This is a genomic window from Sphingopyxis sp. CR5 (genome assembly GCF_059693785.1).
Genome location: NZ_JCATIE010000001.1, coordinates 579,633 through 600,501 on the forward strand (window position 1 = coordinate 579,633; position 20,869 = coordinate 600,501).

Annotated in this window: 18 protein-coding genes; 3 read left to right on the plus strand and 15 right to left on the minus strand. The window is 60.3% G+C overall.

Translation table 11 applies throughout. The features are described 5' to 3' along the window. Nucleotides 1-67 precede the first annotated feature (67 nt). The 13 genes from AC58D2_RS02760 to AC58D2_RS02820 form a co-directional block, all read right to left on the minus strand. Complete coding sequence (locus AC58D2_RS02760; protein WP_494227161.1) at nt 68-1,021, minus strand: cation diffusion facilitator family transporter; 954 nt, start codon at nt 1,019-1,021, stop codon at nt 68-70. Then, entirely contained in the window at nt 1,021-1,887 is an 867-nt protein-coding gene (locus AC58D2_RS02765) for a hypothetical protein (RefSeq protein ID WP_497387120.1), read from the minus strand. The genes AC58D2_RS02760 and AC58D2_RS02765 overlap by 1 nt, the downstream gene beginning before the upstream one ends. Continuing rightward, nucleotides 1,884-2,513 (minus strand): cation diffusion facilitator family transporter, encoded by a 630-nt coding sequence (locus tag AC58D2_RS02770; RefSeq protein ID WP_494227163.1) that lies wholly within the window; start codon nt 2,511-2,513, stop codon nt 1,884-1,886. Before AC58D2_RS02770 ends, AC58D2_RS02765 begins: the two co-directional genes overlap by 4 nt. Nucleotides 2,514-2,526: 13 nt before the next feature. Further along, entirely contained in the window at nt 2,527-2,886 is a 360-nt protein-coding gene (locus tag AC58D2_RS02775; RefSeq protein WP_494227164.1) for an STAS/SEC14 domain-containing protein, read from the minus strand. Between the two features lie 57 nt (nt 2,887-2,943). Continuing rightward, nucleotides 2,944-5,457, minus strand: a complete 2,514-nt coding sequence (locus AC58D2_RS02780; protein ID WP_494227165.1) for a heavy metal translocating P-type ATPase — start codon at nt 5,455-5,457, stop codon at nt 2,944-2,946. Between the two features lie 127 nt (nt 5,458-5,584). After that, a complete protein-coding gene (locus tag AC58D2_RS02785) occupies nt 5,585-5,878 on the minus strand; it encodes a zf-TFIIB domain-containing protein (protein ID WP_494227166.1) in 294 nt (97 codons plus the stop codon). Nucleotides 5,879-5,942: 64 nt separating this feature from the next. Beyond that, nucleotides 5,943-6,290, minus strand: a complete 348-nt coding sequence (locus tag AC58D2_RS02790) for a DUF190 domain-containing protein (RefSeq protein ID WP_494227167.1) — start codon at nt 6,288-6,290, stop codon at nt 5,943-5,945. 22 nt (nt 6,291-6,312) lie between these two features. Continuing rightward, nucleotides 6,313-9,588, minus strand: a complete 3,276-nt coding sequence (locus AC58D2_RS02795) for a CusA/CzcA family heavy metal efflux RND transporter (RefSeq protein ID WP_494227168.1) — start codon at nt 9,586-9,588, stop codon at nt 6,313-6,315. Nucleotides 9,589-9,613: 25 nt separating this feature from the next. After that, nucleotides 9,614-10,762, minus strand: a complete 1,149-nt coding sequence (locus AC58D2_RS02800) for an efflux RND transporter periplasmic adaptor subunit (protein ID WP_494227169.1) — start codon at nt 10,760-10,762, stop codon at nt 9,614-9,616. Between the two features lie 12 nt (nt 10,763-10,774). Continuing rightward, complete coding sequence (locus tag AC58D2_RS02805; protein WP_494227170.1) at nt 10,775-12,040, minus strand: TolC family protein; 1,266 nt, start codon at nt 12,038-12,040, stop codon at nt 10,775-10,777. Between the two features lie 64 nt (nt 12,041-12,104). Next, complete coding sequence (locus tag AC58D2_RS02810; protein WP_494227171.1) at nt 12,105-12,437, minus strand: hypothetical protein; 333 nt, start codon at nt 12,435-12,437, stop codon at nt 12,105-12,107. A 171-nt stretch (nt 12,438-12,608) separates the two neighbouring features. Further along, on the minus strand, nt 12,609-14,540 hold the full coding sequence (locus tag AC58D2_RS02815) for an FTR1 family protein (RefSeq protein WP_494227172.1): 1,932 nt from the start codon (nt 14,538-14,540) through the stop codon (nt 12,609-12,611). After that, nucleotides 14,537-15,178 (minus strand): cation efflux transmembrane domain-containing protein, encoded by a 642-nt coding sequence (locus AC58D2_RS02820; RefSeq protein ID WP_494227173.1) that lies wholly within the window; start codon nt 15,176-15,178, stop codon nt 14,537-14,539. The genes AC58D2_RS02815 and AC58D2_RS02820 overlap by 4 nt, the downstream gene beginning before the upstream one ends. Before the next feature lie 138 nt (nt 15,179-15,316). On the opposite strand from AC58D2_RS02820, the gene AC58D2_RS02825 reads away from it, so the two are divergent. Next, nucleotides 15,317-15,712: a MerR family transcriptional regulator gene (locus AC58D2_RS02825; protein WP_010412699.1), complete on the plus strand. Its 396-nt coding sequence runs from the start codon at nt 15,317-15,319 to the stop codon at nt 15,710-15,712. A 26-nt stretch (nt 15,713-15,738) separates the two neighbouring features. On the opposite strand, the gene lspA is transcribed toward AC58D2_RS02825, so the two are convergent. Beyond that, on the minus strand, nt 15,739-16,230 hold the full coding sequence (lspA, locus tag AC58D2_RS02830) for a signal peptidase II (protein ID WP_494227174.1): 492 nt from the start codon (nt 16,228-16,230) through the stop codon (nt 15,739-15,741). A gap of 500 nt (nt 16,231-16,730) precedes the next feature. Between lspA and AC58D2_RS02835 the strand changes: the two genes are divergently transcribed. Together AC58D2_RS02835 and AC58D2_RS02840 are read left to right on the plus strand one after the other, a co-directional pair. Then, nucleotides 16,731-18,371, plus strand: coding sequence for an acetolactate synthase large subunit (locus tag AC58D2_RS02835; RefSeq protein ID WP_497387127.1), 1,641 nt, complete (start codon nt 16,731-16,733; stop codon nt 18,369-18,371). Further along, entirely contained in the window at nt 18,368-19,909 is a 1,542-nt protein-coding gene (locus AC58D2_RS02840) for an aldehyde dehydrogenase family protein (RefSeq protein ID WP_497387129.1), read from the plus strand. The genes AC58D2_RS02835 and AC58D2_RS02840 overlap by 4 nt, the downstream gene beginning before the upstream one ends. Nucleotides 19,910-20,018: 109 nt before the next feature. Here AC58D2_RS02840 and ppk2 read toward each other — a convergent pair whose 3' ends face one another. After that, the gene (ppk2, locus tag AC58D2_RS02845; protein WP_497387131.1) at nt 20,019-20,843 is read right to left on the minus strand and encodes a polyphosphate kinase 2; all 825 of its coding nucleotides are present in this window, start codon (nt 20,841-20,843) and stop codon (nt 20,019-20,021) included. Between the last annotated feature and the right edge of the window lie 26 nt (nt 20,844-20,869).

The following is a 20,869-nucleotide window of genomic DNA, read 5'->3' on the forward strand; positions in this document are numbered from 1 at the left end:
GTGAGGGCGGCGCGCGATGAGGGCTCAGGGTCTGCGAACGGTCGGGCAGGAACAGGCCAGCGAAAGCTTAATCACCGACCGTGTGTTTCCCGTTGTTGGGTGCCGGGTGGGCAGGGATCAGCGCATCATCGCAGTCCGTAGCGAGGCAGGGCTCGAAAGTGGCATGTGCGATGCCGAAATCCTTTTCCAGCATCGCCCGCGCGCGTCGCTTCACTCCCTCGAATGCTGTTTGGGAGTAGTCAACAAGGGTGAGATGAGCTTCGAGCGCCCGGTGATGTTCTCCCAGATTCCAGACATGGACGTGGTGAATATCCTGCACCCCGCCAAGCGCGCGCAGGTTTTCAACCATCTGATCAAATTCCACCTCGTCCGGCACTGCTCCCATCAGCAGACGAACGGTACGCGGTAGGAGTGTCGCGCCCTGCCAGATGACATAGGCCGCGATGATGAGAGTGATGATGAGATCGGCGACGACGAGATCGTATAGAATGATCAGCACTCCGGCGACGATCACACCGATCGAGGCCAGCGCGTCCGAAACATTATGCAGGAAGGCAGCCTTCATGTTAATGCTGTCATGCGCGCCGCGATAGACAATGAATGCGGTGACGAGATCGATGACAAGTGCGATCCCGGCAACCCAGATCACGGTCCAGCCTTCGACCGGCTGCGGCGCGGCGAAACGGTTGATCGCCTCAACGATCAGATAGAATCCGATGATCAGCAAGGTCGTCAGATTGATGAGCGCGGCGACGACTTCTCCCTGGGCGTAGCCGAAGGTCATCAGCTTGTCCGCCGGCCGCCGGCCTATGCGCCGCGCAAACCATGCAAGACCAAGAGAGGCCGCATCGCTGAAGTTGTGCAATGCATCCGCGATAAGCGCCAGTGACCCCGAAAGGATGCCGCCGACGATCTGGGCAAGGGTCAGGAGGACATTGATCGCGACCGCGAGGATCAGCTGACGATCGCTAAGGTTTTCCTCGCCGTGACTGTGGCCAGCATGATCGTGCGAGTGCGCCATCACTTCTCTCCGCTATTTACGATTTCGTTGCCGGCGGTATCCGGATGCTGAAGGATCGCATCGGAATTATCGATTGCTCCGATCGCGGCGTTAAATCCGACTGCAATCATTCCGAACATCGCAAGCCCGGAGATGAAGGCCGCGAGTGCTGCCAAATTCAAACCTCCCAGTCTGCCCGGGATTTGCAGCAAAAAATGAACCGACCAGATAAGAAAGTATCCTGCGAGTAGAATTGCCAACCGCGCGTCGGCTGTTTCGCTCATGCCGTGGAGAAGCCAAAACCCGGCTACCGCTGCGGCAACAAAGGCGAGTGACAGAAAAACATGGATCGCCAGACGATCCATGCGTTTCATCGCGCTGTCGCGAAATCCGGCTGTTGTCTTTCGCCCCACCAGGAAAAAGGTGATTCCAACCCCTAGTGTTGCTGCGAAACCGGCGAAGACAGACACGGCTGCTGCTGCACCCAGAGCGATGCCACCAAACCCCAGCGCAATACCGCCTTGAAGCGCAATGGTCATCTTCGGCCCGCGTTTTCCCACGGCGTCGGACAGGGTTCCAACTGCGTCGCGATGCGAAGCCCAGCCTCCGATCAGCACCGCCAGAAGATAGAGAGTCCCGCCAGCGGGGAGCAGGGCTGCGTCTATGAAGTCACCCCTTGCTTGTCCAACTGCAGGACCGGTCAAAACAAGCGCAAGTGCGGCAAGGGCGCCAGAGTGGACGGCCGCCGCGAACCCATTTTCGTTCGGGGTCGGCCCGTGCTTTTCTTCCCAGACAACGCCAGCACCCAGGCCGAGGCTTGCCAGCATCGCCAAGGTCAGGATCGCCGACAAATCCTCAGTTGCAAATATCTCGTGGACGAGGCTCATTCCCGTGTTTCGCCATGAACCGTTCCCGCCTCGTCGTGCTTGTCACTGTGCGCGTCGCGCAGGATATCGATCCCGCCGTAAAGAGCTATGCCAGCCACAGCGACGCCGACCACAAGGTCCGGCCAGTTCGCGCCTGTGATCATAACGATGACGCCAGCGATGATAATTCCGCCGTTCGAAATGAAGTCATTGAAGCTGAATGTGGTGGCGGCCCGCATGTTTACGTCCTTGTCCTGCATCTTTTGCAGCAAGCGGAGGCAATAGAGGTTCACGACCCCTGCTACAGCGGCCATCGTAATCATCAGGATGCCGCCGGGATCGGATCCCTCCAGGTAGCGGCGGACAGCGTCGGCAATTACGCCTCCCGCGAATATCAACAACATGATTCCTGAAAAACGCGCGGCGCCGCGTTTCCAACTTCCCGACCGCGACAACGCAAGGAGGCTGAGGCCGTAGACGATGGCATCCGATGAGTTGTCGAGACCATTGGCGAGAAGTGCGTTCGAGTCCGCAAAATAGCCGCCGACGAAGAAGCCGACCGCGATCGCGACGTTGAGCCACAGCACGATCCACAATGTCCGGCGCTTATCCGCCGAAGCCAGGTTAAATTGTGCCTCATCTGTCATCGCGTTGCCCCTGTTAGCTCCGTAGCCAAACCTTGGCGCTTGTTCGCTCCTCGCGTTCGAAAAAGCGCATCTCTGCAGAAGGGAATAGGGGATTCGACAACTCGGTTCCCCACTCCTCCCATCTCTTGTCGCCGACGACCGCGATCCGCCCAAAGCTGTCCTTGTGTTTCGCGTCGAACTTCAGATCGCGCCAGAGCCCGCCCAGATCCCAACCGGCAAAGTCGTCGTCCAGTTCGATCAGCATCGGAAGGCGCCCCGCCTCGCGCGCGGCTGCTTCTTCGAAGGCGGGCACGAAGCGATCGTAGTCCGCCAGGGTGAGTTTGCCGCCCGCCCTGATGACGAGGATGCGGTCTTCTTCGGTCAGTTCCAGCATATCCAAACCTCGCAGGCTGTTTGACTTATCCCTTTTAGACACCGGACGGACGGCGTTTCAGGCACCGGACGGGCGGCGTTGACCCGCATCACGATAGGCGAGCAGGCGCAGCGCGTTGAACACCACCACCAGTGTCGAGCCTTCGTGAACCGCGACCGCGGCACCGATACCGAGGCCGAGGATCGTGGCCGGTACCAGAAAAGCGACCACGCCGAGGCTCACGAACACGTTCTGGAGGATGATGGACCGCGTGTGCCTGCTCAGGCCGATCGCGAAAGGCAGGTGCGCCAAGTCGTCGGCCATTAGCGCGACGTCGGCCGTTTCCAGCGCAACATCCGATCCGGCCGCGCCCATGGCGATGCCGACGGTGGCATTCGCCATCGCCGGGGCGTCGTTCACGCCATCGCCGACCATCGCGACCCTCGTGGTGTCGCGGATGGCCCTGATGACTTCGACCTTGTCTTCGGGGAGAAGATCGCCGCGCGCCTCATCGATGCCGACCTCGGCGGCGACCGCTTCGGCGACCCGCTGGTGGTCGCCCGAGATCATGATCATGCGCTTGATGCCGAGCGCGCGCAATCGCGCCAGAGCATCCTTGGCGGGTCTCCGGGGGGTGTCCATCAGACCGATCGCGCCGAGGTCGCGCCCGCCCATGCGCACGGCCACGCTTGTCTGACCGGCCTGCCGCAGCCGCTCGATGGCTTGGGTCATCTCCGCGGACAACGGAGCAAGGCCGTCGACACCGAACATCTCCGCCTTCCCGATGATGACATCCTCACCGCCGATCTTCGCCGAAACACCCCGACCGGTCAGGCTTTCAAGACCGGCGGCGCGCGGAATGGGGCGGTCGCCCACGTGCTCGCGGCCGTGCTCCGCGATCGCCCGCGCAAGCGGGTGATCGCTCAGGCTTTCGACGGCGACCGCAACCGCCATCAACTCCTCCTTGGTCACGCCCGCTGCTGGCACGATTTCCTGGATGCGTGGCTCACCCATGGTCAGCGTGCCAGTCTTGTCGAACGCGATCACGTCGAGCGATCCAAGCAGTTCGAGTGGGGCTCCGCCCTTGATCAGCACACCGCCCCGTGCAGCGCGCGCAATTCCCGAAAGGACCGCGCTCGGCGTGGCAATCGCGAGCGCGCAGGGACTGGCCGCGACGAGCACAGCCATCGCCCGGTAGAAGCTGTCGCGAAACGGTTCATCGACCACCACCCAGGCGAACAGGAGCAGCACAGCGAGCGCCAGCACGGCAGGCACGAAGATCCGCTCGAAGCGATCGGTGAAGCGCTGCGTCGGAGATTTCCGCGTGTCGGCCTCGCTTACCATCTTCACCACCTTGGCGAGCGTCGTCTCGCTCGAAAGGCGGGTCACTTCGATTTCGATCAGGCCACTGCCGTTGATGGTCCCGGCGAAGACCCGATAGACGGCATCGAGCCCGTCCGGGTCGGCGCGCGCGGCCTCGTCGTTCATCACGAAGCGCTTGTCGACCGGCATGCTTTCCCCGGTCACCGGGGCCTGGTTGATCGCGGTGATGCCCTTGACGATGAACCCGTCCGAGGGAACCCGCTCGTCGGGCCTGACCACGACAATCGCGCCGACCGCCAGCTCCTCGACAGGAACTTCGCGAAGTTCGCCATCGTCACCGCGCACGGTGGCGGTTTTCGGGGCGAGCTCGGCAAGCGCCTCGATGGCGCGCTTCGCGCGGCCCATGGCGTAGTGCTCGAGCGCGTGGCCAAGGCTGAACAGGAACAGCAGGAGGGCGCCTTCGGCGAACGCGCCGAGCGCGGCGGCCCCCGCAGCCGCGACGAGCATCAGCGTGTCGATCTCGAATTTGCGCATCTTGAGGTTGTCGATGGCTTCTCGCACGGTATAGAATCCGCCGAAGAAATAAGCCGCGATGTAGAGCGCAGTGGGCAGCCATCCGGGCGCGCCGCTCGCGAGCTTTTCGATAGCGAAGCCGGTCCCGAGCAACCCGCCGCAGACAAGCGAGAAAATGAGTTCCGAGTTCGCACCGAGCGGTCCGCCATGTGCGTGATCGTGGTCTTCCTGAGCCTCGTCGTGCATGTTCACCGAAACGCTGCCCTGCTGCTGGTCCGGAGAGAGTGGCCCGGCGCTTTCGTCGACCGTATCGGCGCGAAGCGCGACACCCAGATTGCCAAGCGCCTCGATAATCTGCGTCTCGTCCACTTGGGACCGATCGAATTCTGCGGTGACTCTTCCCGCAGCAGAGGCGTTCGCCTCGATCACTCCGGTAATCCTGCGCAACTTTTCCGCCGTCGTCCGCGCCCGCCGCTCGTGGGTTATTCCGGTCACTTCTTCGTCAAGATGACCAAAACGCTTGCCAATCTGAATCTGAGCAGCATCCGCAAACTCGCGAATGCGACCCAGGGATACCTGTTCCGGATCGTAACGCAGGCGCAGTTGTGCGGTTTCGCCGACATCGGTGTGGACCTGCGCCTGTTCTACGCCGTCCAGCCCCGATAGCTCGGAGAGCAGGCGATCAAGGCAGCGCGAACAATCCGCGCGGATACCGCGAAGCGTAAGTGGAAGATCGATCGTCTTTATTCGCGTCATACTCGGTCGCCTCACTCGGAACTGATCCTGCCATGGCCACCATATGCGGGAATGGCGCAGGTGCGGAACGGCTTTCCGTATCTCACCGAGCGTGAGGCTCCGTCTCTTGTCGCCCGGCCCGGCACGATCAATCGAACAGATCGTGGAGAAAGCTTTTGCGTCGTTTCCGACCGTGATGATTGCGGCCACCGTGGTGCCCCGAACGTGGCCGTTCATACGCAGCCGAACGCGGTTCCGGCTGGCTTATACGACTCATCTCGGAAGTGCTGCGCTCGATGATCTTGTCGAGTTCGCCGCGATCGAGCCAAACGCCGCGACACTCTGGACAATAGTCAATTTCGACGCCCTGCCTGTCGCTCATCACGAGACTCACTTTGCACACGGGACATGCAAAATCCTGCTTTACGTTCTCGGCTGTCATTCACTCCTCCTTGCATCGGGTCAAATGGCCGTGAGGCACTCTTGGAAGCATGACCACTTGCCGCTCAGGCATCGCCCTTAGGCCCATGATCAGCGGTGAAGAGTATTTCCACTGCTTCTAGAGTGATCAGTCCGATTCCGTGCATGTCTGCGAGTTGCGGCAAGAAGTCGCGCAACCGGTCCTCGCGGTCGATAAGCTCGATGACCATCGGCGGATTATCCCCGATACCCAGCGAATAGTGCCGATGCACGACCGAACCTGCCGCGAAGCCGAGCCGTCCGCGCAGCACTGTCGCGCCCGCAAGACCTGCCTTGCGGGCTCTCCCGACAACGACGTGGACGGCTTCTTCGTCTCCGTGCATCGCGGCTTCATCGGTGTAGATTCGCATCAGCATTGGCTTCGGGTTCGGCATTCTTTCTCTCCTTATAGATTTGTCAGGCCGATCCGCGACGACGCCACCGTGCAAGCGGACCAAACGAAGGGAGCGTCGGCAGCCACTTTCGCATATCCCAGCGCGCCCCCCCATCGCTCTGCCGCGCAAGGATCAGCCGCGTCACCGCCGGCAGGACGAACAGGGTAAGGATGGTAGCAGTGATGAGCCCGCCGATCACAACGATTGCAAGCGGCTTCTGCACTTCAGCACCGGTTCCGGTCGCAAGCGCCATCGGCACAAACCCGAGCGAGGGTACGATGGCGGTCATCAACACCGACCGGAAACGCTCGACCGCGCCGCCATAGATCGAGTCGTCGAGTGACATCCCTTCGCGCAATCGACCCTGCATGCTCGTCATCATTACGAGACCGTTGAGCACAGCCACGCCTGCCAGAACGATGAAGCCTACCGCCACGGAGATCGAGAACGGTAGGCCGGTCAGCGCGAGAGAGAAAATACCTCCGGCAACCCCGAGCGGAACCGTAACGAAAACGGCCGTAGCCATGCGCAGATTGCCGAGCGCCATGACGAGGAGGCCAAAGATAACCAGGCCCACAATCGGAACGACCACGCCGATCCGCGCCTGCGCGGCCTGGAGATTTTCGTACTGCCCGCCCCACTCGAGATAGGCGCCCGAGGGCAGCGTTACCTGTTGGGCGATCTTCTGCTTCGCCTCGGCCACGACCGAACTGACGTCGCGACCGCGGACGTTGAGCTGGACCACAACCCGCCGTTTGCCGTTTTCGCGGCTGATCTGGTTCAAGCCCTCGACCTCGTTGAGGGTCGCCAGCGAGCGCAGTGGCACCGATGAGCGTTGGCCTACTCCATCCTCCGGAAGCATAACTGGAAGCGCGCCGATAGCATCGATGTCGTTGCGCACTTCGTCCGGGAGGCGAACAACGATATCAAACCGCCGATCACCTTGGAACACCAGCCCGCTTTCCGCACCGCCGAGCGCGGCGGATACAGTGGCCGCGACTTCGTCCACGGTTAGGCCATGCGCCGCAATGGCAGGTCGGTTGAACTGGATATCGAGAGTCGGGAACCCCTCGGTCTGTTCCACCGAGACCTCCGTTGCCCCTTCTATCCCTGAGAAGATTGCCGCCAGATCGTTCGCACTGGTCGTCAACTGCTCCAGATCATCGCCGAAAATCTTCACTGCGATGTCGCCACGCACGCCGGCGATCAGCTCATTGAAGCGCATCTCGATCGGCTGGCTGAACTGGAAATCGCTGCCGATGCGCTTCGAAATGGCCAGCTCCATTTCCTCAATCAGCTCGGGCTTCGTCAGGCTCGGATCCGGCCATTCCTCGCGCGGTTTGAGAATAACGAACGCGTCAGAGATGTTGGGCGGCATGGGATCGCTGGCGACCTCGGCCGTTCCCGTCTTCGAATAGATATAGTCGACCTGCGGAAACTGCGTCACCGTCTCCTCGATGCCGAGCTGCATGTCGAGGGACTGTTCGAGCGAGGTCGAGGGAATCCGGATCGACTGGATCGACAGGTCCTGTTCGTCAAGCTGCGGCATGAACTCGCTACCGACGAACCCGAAAACTGCGAGCGAGAACGCGAACACGCCAATACCTGCCAGAGCAGTCCGCTTGGGCCAGGCCAGAACCTTGCGCAGCGCCGGCTCGTACTTGGCCTTGAGCCAAGCGACCACGCGCACTTCCTTTTCGGCCACCTTGCCGCGGATCAGCAGCGCAAGGAGGGCCGGGATGAGCGTCAGCGAAAGGACGAACGCCGAGACAAGCGCGAGCATCACGGTGATCGCCATCGGTGAGAAGGTCTTTCCTTCCACACCTTGGAAAGTAAGCAGCGGAACGAACACTAGCAGGATGATTGCCTGCCCGAATATCGAAGGCCGGATCATCTCGCGAGTCGAGGCGATCACTTCCTCGAGCCGCTCCCCTAAAGCCAGAATCCGTCCCTCCTCGTGCTGGCGTTCGCTGACCCGTCGTAGGAAGTTCTCGACGATAATCACGCTGCCGTCGACGATCAGGCCGAAGTCAAGCGCGCCAAGGCTCATCAGATTGCCTGATACGCCGACGCGGTTCATGCCGATCGCCATCATCAGGAAGGACAGGGGAATGACAAGCGCGGTGATGACTGCAGCGCGGAAATTGCCGAGTAGCAGGAACAGTGAAGCGATCACCAGAAGTGCGCCTTCGGTCAGATTCTTCTCCACCGTGGAGATCGTCGCATTGACCAGTTTGGACCGGTCGAGCACGATATCGAGTTCGATGTCGGGCGGCATGGTTGGCGCAAGTTCGTCGAGTCGGTCGCCAGCAGCGGCAGCCACAGCGCGGCTGTTCTCGCCCAGAAGCATCAGGGCGGTACCGACCACCGCTTCCTCGCCATCCTTGGAGGCGGCGCCGGTTCGTAAATCGCCTCCATTCTGCACGCTGGCGACGTCGCGCACGTGAACCGGGATGCCTTCGCGACGCGCGATAATCGCATCCTCGATTTCCTCGATCGTGCGGAATCGCGCGTCGGAGCGCACGAGGAATGCCTCGCCGCCTCGCTGGACGTAGTTGGCGCCGACCGACAGGTTAATGCTTTCGAGCGCGCTCGAAAGATCATCGAAACCGATGCCGAAAGACGCCATGCGCGTCGACGACGGTGTCACCACGAACTGACGCGCATATCCACCGATGGAATCGACGCCTGCCATGCCATCGACATTGCGAATCTGCGGAGCGATGACCCAATCCTGCAAGGTGCGTAGATAAGCCGCGCGCGAGATCTCGTCGGTCAGACGTTCGCCTTCCGGTGTGAGATAGGAGCCATCGGCTTGCCAGCCCGGTCCGGTGCGTCCTGTTCCCCGCGTTCGGTCGGCGTAGCTCACCGTCCACATCAGCACCTCGCCCAGACCTGTCGAGACCGGGCCCATCGAGGGCTCCGCTGTCGCAGGCAGGTTATTGCGCACTGTGGTCAAGCGCTCGGCTACCTGCTGGCGGGCGAAATATACATCGGTGCTGTCGCTGAAGATTGCCGTGACCTGGGAGAAACCGTTGCGCGAGATCGAGCGCGTCGACTCCAGGCCCGGAATGCCAGCAAGCGAAACCTCGACGGGGTAGGTGACCAGGCGCTCGACATCCAGCGGAGACAGTGTCGGATCGACTGTGTTGATCTGCACCTGGTTGTTGGTGATGTCCGGAACGGCGTCGATGGGCAAATTGAGGAGGTTGATGGTTCCCCAGATCGCGACCGCCGCCGTGATGAAGAGGACCAGGATTCGGTTGCGAACCGACATCTCGACTAGACTGGAAATCATTGGTGCAACTCCGACTCGATCTGGATCAATGTTCTGCTTCGCCGCGGCCGAGTTCGGCTTTCAGAAGAAAGGCTTTCTTGCCTGCAATGCGCGAGCCGGCGGCGAGACCGCTGAGGATTTCGACCCTTTCTGTCGTTCGTGCGCCAACCTGAACCGGTTGCGCCTTGAAGCCGTTGGGCGTTCGAACGAAAACTACGTCTTGACCATCGACCGACTGGACGGCCTCGGCCGGGACTACCAGCGCCCCGCCTGCGCTTTGTGGAGTACGGCTTTCGATCCGCACTCTCACATATTCACCCGGCAACAAGCCAGCACCGGATGCAGGGGCGAGAACCACAGTCGCCGAACGGTTTTCGACATCTGCAGTCGGGGTGACGCTGATAACCCGGGCAGAAATATCCCCACCGGAAACTTCGATCCGCGCTGCTGCACCGTTGGCGATGCGGCGGGCGTCTTCTGCAGGGACCGCGGCTTCAATCTGGACGCTGTTGGCATTGGCGATGCGATAGAGCTCGTCCTGCGCCGTTACGTAGGACCCAAGAACCACGGGGGCTCCGGTGACGCGACCGGTAATGGGGGAGCTTACGGTAATGTAGCGTCCCGAAGCGTTCGCGGCCGCCGCAGCCTGTCGTGCACGTGACACTTCGGCGAGCGCCTGCTGGTATTCCGCCCGGACCGTTTCGAGTTCCGCACGTGCCGTAACCTGTTCGTCAAAGAGCCTCTTTTCACGTTCGAGCCGCGTGCGGGCGAGATCGGCGCGAGCCTGCGCTGAAGTAACGTCTGCGCTGATCGCGGCAGCTTCACGGCTGTCGATTGTAGCGACTGCTTCTCCGCGGCGAACCGGATCGCCCAGACGCTTTTGGATCCGTGTGACGCGCCCCTCGGCTCCAGCGCTGAGGACAGCTTGACCCTGAGGCGACGTCGCGACACTGCCCTGCGCAATTATCTCGGCTCCCAGCGAACTCACTTCCGCTGTCACGATATCGATCTGCGAGGCACTGACCTGCTCGTCGGTAAGTTCTACGATCCCTTCAGCCGCGTGATCTTCCTCAGCGGCTTGGGTTGTTTCAGCGTCTGCGGCGTCGGGACTGTCCGACCCGTCAAAGATCCACAATCCGGCAACGATGAGCAGAGCGGCAACGACGAGTGCAATGACGATATTCTTGCGGTTCATTATCTGAAACTCCTATTGCGCGGAAAGGCGGATGAGACGCGCCGCGGCTTGACCGCGAGTCTCCTGCGCGTCGATCAGCGCGTTGCGGATAGCGTCGCGCGCTTCGCCGGCGCTCAGAACTTCAATCAGAGGGAAGCGCCCCGCCCGATAACCGATGCGGACGAGACGGAGAGCTTCCTCGGCCTGTGGAAGCGACGTGCTGGACAGGGTGTCGACGCGCGCTTCAGCCGCGAGAAACTGCGCGCGCGCTTGCTCGACTTCTTGACGGAAATCAGCCCTGACCACGGCTTCGCGGGCAGTGGCTGAGCGTAGTCGCGCCTGGGCGGCGGCAATGTTGCCCTGGTTGCGGTCGCGAAATGGTAGCGGGATCGACACGCCGACCAGAAAAGCGTTGTCGTTGCTTTCCGCGAACCGGCGCACACCCGCTGAAATCACCGGGTCAGGCACCCGCAGCGAACGCTCGCGCGCGATCGCAGCCTCCGCCGCATCAGATTCTGCCCGCGCAACCTGCAAGCGGAGGGTGTCCGCACTCGCAAGAAGCGATGCGGGAGGTTCGATATGCGGAATCTCGGCAGGAACCGCCGGGAGGCTCTCGGAACTGCTCCAGAGCGATCCCAAGGCCGCGCGCGCCGCAATGCTCTCCGCTTCGGCTGCCTGCAGTTCAGCTTCAGCCTCGGCAAGCGCGGACTCCGCGCGCAGAGCACGCAATGGAGGCTCGCGACCGACTTCAACCAGGAGGTTGGCGATGCGCGCCAGCTCGCGGTTGCGGGCCACGATATCTTGCGCAAGTTCGACTCGGGCCGCCGCGGCGGCGGCATTGACAAAGCGTTCGCGCACGGAGAAACCGAGTTCGGCAAGCGCGAGATCGCCTTGGAGAGAAACGACTCGCGCCTCGGCTTCGGCGGCGCGGACGCGGGCACCGCGCTTTCCCCCGAGTTCGAGGCGCTGCCCGACCGCAAGAGTGTACTCGGTGGCGCGAAGGCCGGAAAAAGCGCCCGTTCCCGCGACGTTTTCCGCTTCGAAGGAAACCTCGGGGTTGGGTCGAAGCCGAGCCTGACCGACAAGCGCACGCGCCGTTTCGGTGTCAGCGAGCGGCCCCGCGATGCGGGGATTGAGGACGGGACCTTGGATGTCTGCGTCCGAAGCAGCCACCACGCCCGAACGAGCGAGCGCCTCTTCAAGGGTGAGAAGGTCGTTCTCCTGAGCCGCTACGGACGTGGCGGTGGCGACAAGCGACAGCCCTGTAATCAGGGCACCTCGCCAAACAATGGCAAACATGGATTGGATATTCCTCTACTGACGTGCCGAAATTGCGTCGGGTTGGCGACGCTTTGAATGGACGTCAGACTCGAGGAGGGGGCTTTGAAATCCCGAGCTGGATCGAAGTCAAGCCGACAGGCTCGTATAAATGGTGAACCGAAGTGTAAAGACCACCGATTGTGGCGTCCGAGGATTCGGCCACCTGAGACGACAGATGATTATGCCCGTGTGCACAAATGCCGTGCTGCCCGACCGGGCTGTCCGGCAGATCCTTGCCGGTCTCGCTACTTGCAGCTTCGGCACTTGTAAGTTCGCCAATTTCAGGCCCGCATACCGCCGCGTCCACGCTTACGCTGAACACCAGGCCGAAGAGAATCAGCATGGCGAAAAACGGCTTCAAGGCAAGAAGGGGCATACGGAGGGTCATGACAATTTGGCCCCGCTAGCAGGACCAATCACATGGCACAAGTCGATATTCTCTTCGGATGCCGAAGCCGTCGCGCAGCTCAATTCATAAGAACGAACAAATGCGCTATGCATGTACCGACCTGGGTCGACACAAACGCCGTAATAGAAAGATATATTATCACACTGCATCGCGTGACCGGTCATTGTTTGATGCTCGGGTGTGATTAATCCAGAAACCAAGTAAAAGTGCGGATGCCATTGCAAGTTGAGCGCCAATCACTTGGAACGTCGGATAAACTCCAAGTATACTTAGTCGCGGACCGCCGGCTATCGGTGCAATTCCGATCACACCCGCTTCCTGCAAGCCCGCGATCCCTTTGCCAATCAGGACAATCGCAAGCAGGGCGATGAGCACCGAACTGTAGGCAAAGAACTTTCCGATCGGCAGCGTCCGGCTGTAGCGCAGCAGCAGCCAGGCGATGACGACAAGGAGCAAACCGGCCGTGGCAGCGCCCGCCAGCAGATAGCCCGTACTTCCCTGAGCGGACAGCGCAGCGTAAAAGAGGATGGTTTCGAAGACCTCTCTATAGACGACAAGGAATACGATCCCGAACAGGAACCAGAGCGATCCGCGCGAAAGCGCCTTGCCAAGCTTGTCGCGGATATAGCGCTGCCAATTGTCTGCCTGTGATTTTCCGTGCATCCAGACGCCAACCGACAGGAGGACCAGCGCTGCAATCAGCGAACCGAATGCCTCGATCGATTCCCGGCCGGCACCGCTGATGTCGAGAAGATAGGTCGCCGCAAACCAGGTAAGCGCGCCTGCTACCAGCGCACCGGTCCACCCGCCATGAACAAATCGCAATGCCCGTTCCTGTCCCGCCTTCCTCACGAAAGCGATCATGGCGATCACGATCAGCAATGCCTCCAGACCCTCGCGGAGGAGGATCGCGAAAGATGCCACGAAGGTTGACCAGCCCGTCGCAGATTCCGGCGCAACGACATTTTCAGCCTGTACGAGCAAACCCTCGATGGCCCGGATCCGTTCGCTTATCGCAGAGGTCGGCAGATCTGCGTCGATGGCTGCACGCAGGTCCATCATCGCGCTCTCGATACGCACCAGAAGATCCGGATTGCGTGTCGCCAATATCGGTTCGACGGGTTCGAACCCATCCAAATATGCCGACAGTGCGAGCTCCTTGGCCCGGGAAATATTCCCGTTCGCGTGGGCGCGTTCAGCTTCTGCGAGCCGGGTACGTGTGATGCCAAGAGGCCCCGCACCTTCGGCGATCGCCGACGGGTTGGCCCGAAGATAGGCCATGAGCGCGTCCGCGCGCTCTTGCCCGATCTCTCCTGCCAGTTCGTCCGGCGTGATGTTCGTGAGAGCGGCAAGATCGGGAAAGCGTTTGCGTAGTTCGGAATCTGACTTCCATAGACGCGCCCCTTCGTCGACCGCCTCAAAGGCGACGGATCCCGAGTAGAAGGCCAGGGCCCAACGATCGTCGGAGGAGAGCTGCGAGAAACCGGGCATGGCGGTGCCATCTAGCCCTTGGTCGATAACCTGATAGAGACCCATGATGCTGCGCTGGCGCGCGCGATCGACGTCGGTAAATGCGATCGGCGGCGGATCAAGGCCCGCAGACGCCGGCCCGCGACCGTTTCCTGACACCCCGTGGCAACTGGCACAATTCTCCTGGTACAGCAGTCTTCCGCGCTCAAGATCGGGCGCCCTCGAAGGCGAGAGCGTGATCGGATAGATGGCTAGGAGATCCGCAGCGAGCTTTCTGGCTGCCGTGGCAACTTGATCAACGGGGGCCATCGAGAGGATATCGGCTTCAAGTTGCTTCGCGTTTGCCTCTAGCCGAACGCGACCGGGGCGTTCAGGCAATTCCGCAATACCCGATCGTACCGAACCGGCGAATTCGACCATTTCCTCATATTCGAGTTCGTTGACGACTTCGCCGTCCTCGACGGCAGCTGCATAATCTACCGCCATGTAATCGAGCAGGCGCCAGATCGTGTTGGGTTCTGCCGCCAACGCTTGCGCGCTGCCGAACGACAACAGAAGGGCCAGGCAAATGCCGGACAGGCGCGCCAAATATTTCATCATGCAATCTGCTGCGTTTTCATATCGCTGCGCGCATGGCGGATAATTTCGAGAGCCGAATGGAGGAACAAAAACGCAATCGCAGCGGCCACGATGATATCAGGCCATGCGCTTCCCAACCAATAAACCAAACCGGCTGCGACGATGACCGCGACATTGGCCAGGGCATCGTTGCGTGAAAATAGCCATATCGCGCGCGCTTGAGCATCGCCTCCTTTGCGAAAGCGAGCGAGCACAAAAACGGCAGCAAGGTTGATAAGCAGGGCGACAAAACCCACCCAGCCCATGATGCCGGCTTCCGGCTGCACCATATCGAACATGCGCCAGATCGCCGCGCCGATCACACTCACACCAAGCGCCGCCAGAAACAAACCTTGCGCGAGCGCCACCCGAGCACGCGTCGATGCCGTCCATCCGAGCGCAAGCAGTCCGATGAAGGTGATCGAGCCATCGCCAAGGAAATCCAGCGCGTCGGCTTTGAGCGCCTGGCTCGCGGCTAAAAACCCGGCGGCCAGCTCGATCATGCCGAAACCGACATTGAGGATAATCACGATACAAAGCGCGCGGCGGTATTGCGGATCGTCAACCGCCCTCTCGGGGTCGCCGGTGCAACCACAGTCTTCCGAATCATCTAAACTCATGATTTTTGAGCTTTACAATCTCCAGTTACTGGAGGATCAAGGACTTTCTGCGAACCTTTCGCAGAAAGTCTGACGGCGGATGTGCGATTGCGTCGCGGAGACACACACCCTGCGATGGCCATCATCGAGGATTAAAGAATGCAGATAGGAAAAATTGCCCGCGCGACCGGGACCAAAGTCAACACCGTTCGCTATTATGAAGAGATCGGTCTTCTGAAGCCCGCTCCGCGCTCCCAGTCGGGACGAAGGATTTACGCAGACGCCGATGTCGAACGGCTCGCATTCATCCGGCGGGCTCGGGGTTTGGGCTTTTCGGTGTCCGAAGTTCGCTCGCTGCTCGAAGTGTCGGACGCACCAAACCGGGATTGCAAGGACGCTGCGACTTTGGCACGAAATCATTTGCGCCGGGTGGAAGAGCAGATCGAACAGCTGCAGGCGATGAGACAGGAACTGATCGGCCTGGCACGGGCCTGCGATGGGGGCACTGCCACCGACTGCGGCATCATCGGCGGGCTTGCTAGAAAATCCGCCTAAAGATTGCCTTGGCAAAAGCGCAGAATCTACACTTTCGGCGCGGTGCCATCGTCGCGCTGCGTTTCTCCGGACCACCAGGTAACGAGAAGCAATGCCACTCCAAGGACTATTCCGACATCTGCGAGATTGAACGCCGGCCAGTGATAGCCGCCGACATAGAAGTCGAGAAAATCGGTGACCGCTCCGTCCGCCAGTCGGTCGGCAACGTTACCCAATGCACCGCCAATGATCGAACCTATCGCGGCGGATTCGAGGCGTACAGTACTGCGCCAGAGCCATCTGGCCAGAACGCCCACGACAAGAAGCGCGAACCCGGACAGCAAATAGGGCGCGATTGGATTACCGGAACTCAGAAGGCCGAATGTAACACCGCGATTATATCCGAGCACCAGATTGAAGAATGGAAAAACATCTATCACGCGGGCAGGGTCCATGACCACATTCACAATAAGCCATTTTGAAATGAGATCGCTCGCGAAGACTGCAACGGCGATCGAAAGACCAAGACTTCGGTACATATTGGTTCCTTGGATGATCGGCAGATATCTCTGATAGTCTGGACGATAGAAATTAGGCCTGGGCCCGGTACTCGTCGATCATGTCAATGCAGAGAGGTCAACTGTACCGCCGATCACTGGCCCAGCCATTCAGGCATCCGAATGTCATCGGCACGTGATTCCAGCGCGGGAAAATATCTTTCTCCGCCATGTCTTGATGGGCAAGCAAAACATTTTCGCCGATGTCGCAAATTGCACCGGTTTCGCGTGGGGGCACACGAGGTGGATCGCGGACTCATACTGCGGCGGTGGGAATGTCAAGAAACGCAGTCCCTACCTTTTTGCCAAATACAAAGGTTATGTTTTTAGGATACTTTTTGCGGCTACGCGCATTTCAGAATATTCGCTGAACGGCATGATGCGAATGAGGCGGGGCTCCTTGCGTCTGTGACTCTCTTTGCGGTTGTAGTGAGAAAGCATTGCCGTAGGGCATTCATGCTTCTGAAAAGGGAATATCGAAAATGAAAGCCTCTGACTTGTTTATCGCTGCATTAGAGGCTGAAAAGGTGGAATACATCTTTGCCGTTCCCGGCGAAGAAAACCTCGACCTGCTGGAATCCCTGCGCACGTCCTCAATCGAATTGGTATTGACGCGCCATGAGCAAGGAGCAGGCTTCATGGCGGCGACCTATGGTCGTCTGACCGGCAAGGCGGGGGTTTGCCTCGCAACTCTCGGGCCTGGTGCGACGAACCTGACAACTCCGGCGGCCTATGCCGCGCTCGGGGCCTTTCCGCTCGTCATCATCACCGGGCAGAAACCGATAAAGACATCGAAGCAGGCCCAGTTCCAGATTGTCGACGTCGTTTCCCTGTTCACCCCGCTATGCAAGGCTTCGACCCAGATCGTGAACGGCAATCGCATCCCCTCGCTCGTTCGCGAAGGTTTCCGACTTGCTCAGGAAGAAAGACCGGGCGCTGTACTGCTCGAGCTTCCGGAAGATATCGCTGAAGAGGAAACGATCGAACCGGTCATACCGCCGCATGACAGGCGTTATGCGGTCGCCGGAGATGCGGCGCTCGACGAAGCGGCCGAGCGGATCATCGCGGCTGAGCGGCCATTGCTCCTGATCGGTGCCGGTGCGAACCGCCGCCGCGCTTCAAAGGCGTTGCGCAAATTCGTGTCCGATACCCGCTTTCCCTTCTTCGACACCCAGATGGGCAAGGGCGTGGTCGATGAAGACAGCGAGCTCTATCTGGGCACCGCGGCGCTATCGTCGGGCGATTATGTTCACTGCGCGATCGAGAAGGCCGATCTGATCGTCAATATCGGTCACGACGTGGTGGAGAAGCCGCCCTTCTTCATGGAGCCGGGCGGGCAGACCGTCATCCATATCAATTACAAGGCGGCTGAAGTCGATCAGGTCTACTTCCCGCAGCTCGAGGTCATCGGCGACATCGCCGGATCGGTCGAGCGGCTGGGAAACCGTCTGGATGGCAAGCTGCAGTGCGACCGCAGCTATTATACCGCCCTGCATCACGAGATTGCTTCGCACATTTCCGAGACCAGCGACGACGAACGTTTTCCGATGGTCCCCCAGCGCGTGGTTGCCGACGTACGCAGCGTAATGGCGCGCGATGATATCGTCGCGCTCGACAACGGTATCTACAAGATCTGGTTCGCCAGAAACTACATTGCGAATGAACCGGGTACCATCCTGCTCGACAATGCATTGGCGACGATGGGTGCTGGCCTTCCATCCGCCATGATGGCTGCGATGCTGGCGCCGGGGCGCAGAGTGCTCGCGGTATGCGGCGATGGCGGGTTCATGATGAACTCGCAGGAACTGGAAACGGCCGTCAGGCTTGGACTGAACCTTGTCGTTCTCGTTCTGAATGATGCAGCATACGGGATGATCCGCTGGAAGCAGGACCAGCTTGGCTTTCCGGACTACGGCCTGACCTTTTCCAATCCCGACTTCGTCACCTACGCAAAAAGCTATGGAGCGACCGGTCACCGGGTGGAGCGGAGCGCAGATCTTGTGGCGGTCCTGAACGCCGCATTCGAGGCGGGCGGCGTGCACCTTGTCGATCTGCCCGTCGACTACTCCGAAAACAAGAAGGTGCTGATCGACGAACTCGGCGCAAAGGTGTGCGAGCTATGAAGACGATCGTTCACAATCCGTTCGACCGCGAGCCGGTTGCAGAAGTGGCGCTTGTCGACTGGGCTCAAATCGATGAATGGCTGAGTGAAGCGCAGTTGCTCCACCGCGACCGCCGTGGCTGGCTTGCCGTGCACGAGCGTATTGCTATCCTCCGGCGGGCAGCGGATATCATGCGCGAACGAGCCGAGGATCTGGCTCTCCAGATCGTCAGGGAGGGCGGCAAACCCCTGGTCGATGCGCGCGTGGAAGCCGGTCGCGCGATCAACAGCGTCGACTTGTGCGTTCAGGCGCTCAGCGATGGCGGCGGTCACGAGATCCCCATGGACCTGACAGAAGCGGGTGCGGGAAGGACGGCATATACCTTCCGCGAGCCGATCGGTCCTGTCGTGGCGATCTCGGCATTCAATCACCCCCTCAACCTGATCGTCCATCAGGTTGGACCGGCGGTAGCAGCCGGGTGCCCCGTTCTCATCAAGCCTGCGCTGGAAACGCCTCTGTCATGCCAGAGCTTCGTGAACATTCTCCATGAAGTCGGCCTGCCCGAGGCCTGGTGCCGGTTCGCTCCGTGCAGCGACGATGTCGCCGAAAGGATGGTAACCGATCCGCGCACGGCGTTCTTCTCATTCATCGGTTCTGCGAAAATCGGCTGGATGCTTCGCTCGAAGCTGGCGCCCGGAACCCGCATTGCTCTCGAGCACGGCGGCGCGGCGCCGGTAATCGTGGACAGCGGCGTGGAGCGCGCAGCAGTGATCGCCTCGTTGCTCAAAGGCGGGTTCTATCATTCGGGTCAGGTCTGCGTTTCCGTGCAGCGCGTATTCGTCCCTGCTGCAGAATTGAAAGACTTCGCCAATGACCTGGGGCGAGCTGCCGAAAAGCTGGTCGTGGGCGATCCCGCCGATGCCGAAACCCAATGCGGACCCCTGATCCGAACGGAGGAAGTCGACCGCGTCGAACGCTGGGTCGATGAAGCCATTGCAGCAGGCGGCACCCTGGTCTGCGGGGGAAGCCGTCTGAGTGACACTCTTTTCTCCCCGACCGTCATTGTCGATCCTCCCGAAAGTGCCAAGGTATCCCAGGAAGAAATCTTCGGCCCCGTGATCTGCGTGTATGGCTATGACGATATCGACCTGGCTATCGAGCAGGCCAATGCCCTGCCTTACGCCTTTCAGGCCGCTATATTCACCGATCGGCTGTCAATCGCCAATCATTGCATACAGTCTCTCGCGGGATCGGCTGTGATGGTGAACGACCATACGGCATTCCGCGTCGACTGGATGCCTTTTGCAGGTCTGCGCCGCTCCGGGCTTGGCGTCGGCGGGATCGCCTATACTATGGCGGATATGAGCCTTGAAAAAATGGCCGTCTGGAACTGGCCTGCGGCGGCATCATATCGGGCTGTTCATGTATATGGTCCCGGCTGTGCTCATTTCGGGCTATGCCACGCCGGTAGAAAACATGCCCGACTGGTTGCAGGGCCTTGCCGCCGCCACGCCGATCACCCACTTCATAGTCATCAGCAAAGCGGTGTATCTTCGTGAAGCGCCCCTTTGGCTCTATTTCTCCCACATCTGGCCCATGGCGCTTATCGCTGCCGCGAGCCTGCTGGCGGCGACCTGGTTGTTCCGCCGCCGAACGGGTTAGACAGTTTCACGGGGCCAAGCGACCAATCCCGACTTCGGCAACCGGGAGGATGACCGAAGGGTCGGGACGCGCGAGGCGTCGATCGACCGCCGGACATGCGATAGATTGCAGCATGTGTCGGATGATGTTGAGGCGTGCGGCGCGTTTGTCGTTGGCGCGCACTGCAATCCACGGAGCATAGGCAAAATCTGTGCGTGTCAGCATTTCGTCCCGGGCTTTGGAATAATCATTCCACTTCTCAAGCGCCGCTGCATCGATGGGGCTGATCTTCCACTGCTTGAGCGGATCAGTGCGCCGCGCTTTGAGGCGCTTGGCTTGCTCTTTTCTATCGATGTCGAGGTAGTATTTGAGAAGCGTAGTCCCGTCGCGTGCCAGCATTTCTTCGAATTGCGCGACGTTAGAGAAGAAGTCGGCAACTTCCTCCTTGTCGGCAAATCCCATCACCCGTTCGACCCCCGCCCGGTTGTACCAAGAGCGATTGAACAGAGCGATCTCCTCATCGGCGGGCAGCTGTTCGCTGTAGCGGCGAAAATACCAACTTCGCGTGTCACGATCTGAGGGTTTGCCCAGCGCCACGACGCGAGTCTCGCGCGGACTCATATGTTCGCGCACACGCTTGATCACACCGTCCTTTCCGGCCGCATCTCTCCCTTCGAAGATGATCAGAACACGCTCGCCATGGGCGATGACCTGGCGTTGTATCTTGACCAGTTCGATCTGCAGCGCGCGCAATTGTTGCTTGTATTCGCTCTTGGATATTTTCTTCTTTTGCGAACTCGACATGTTGCTCTCCGGCTCTTTAGCTGCGATGAGGGGACGAGCCCCGAACATGTCGTAACGATACTACCGCCTGCGAC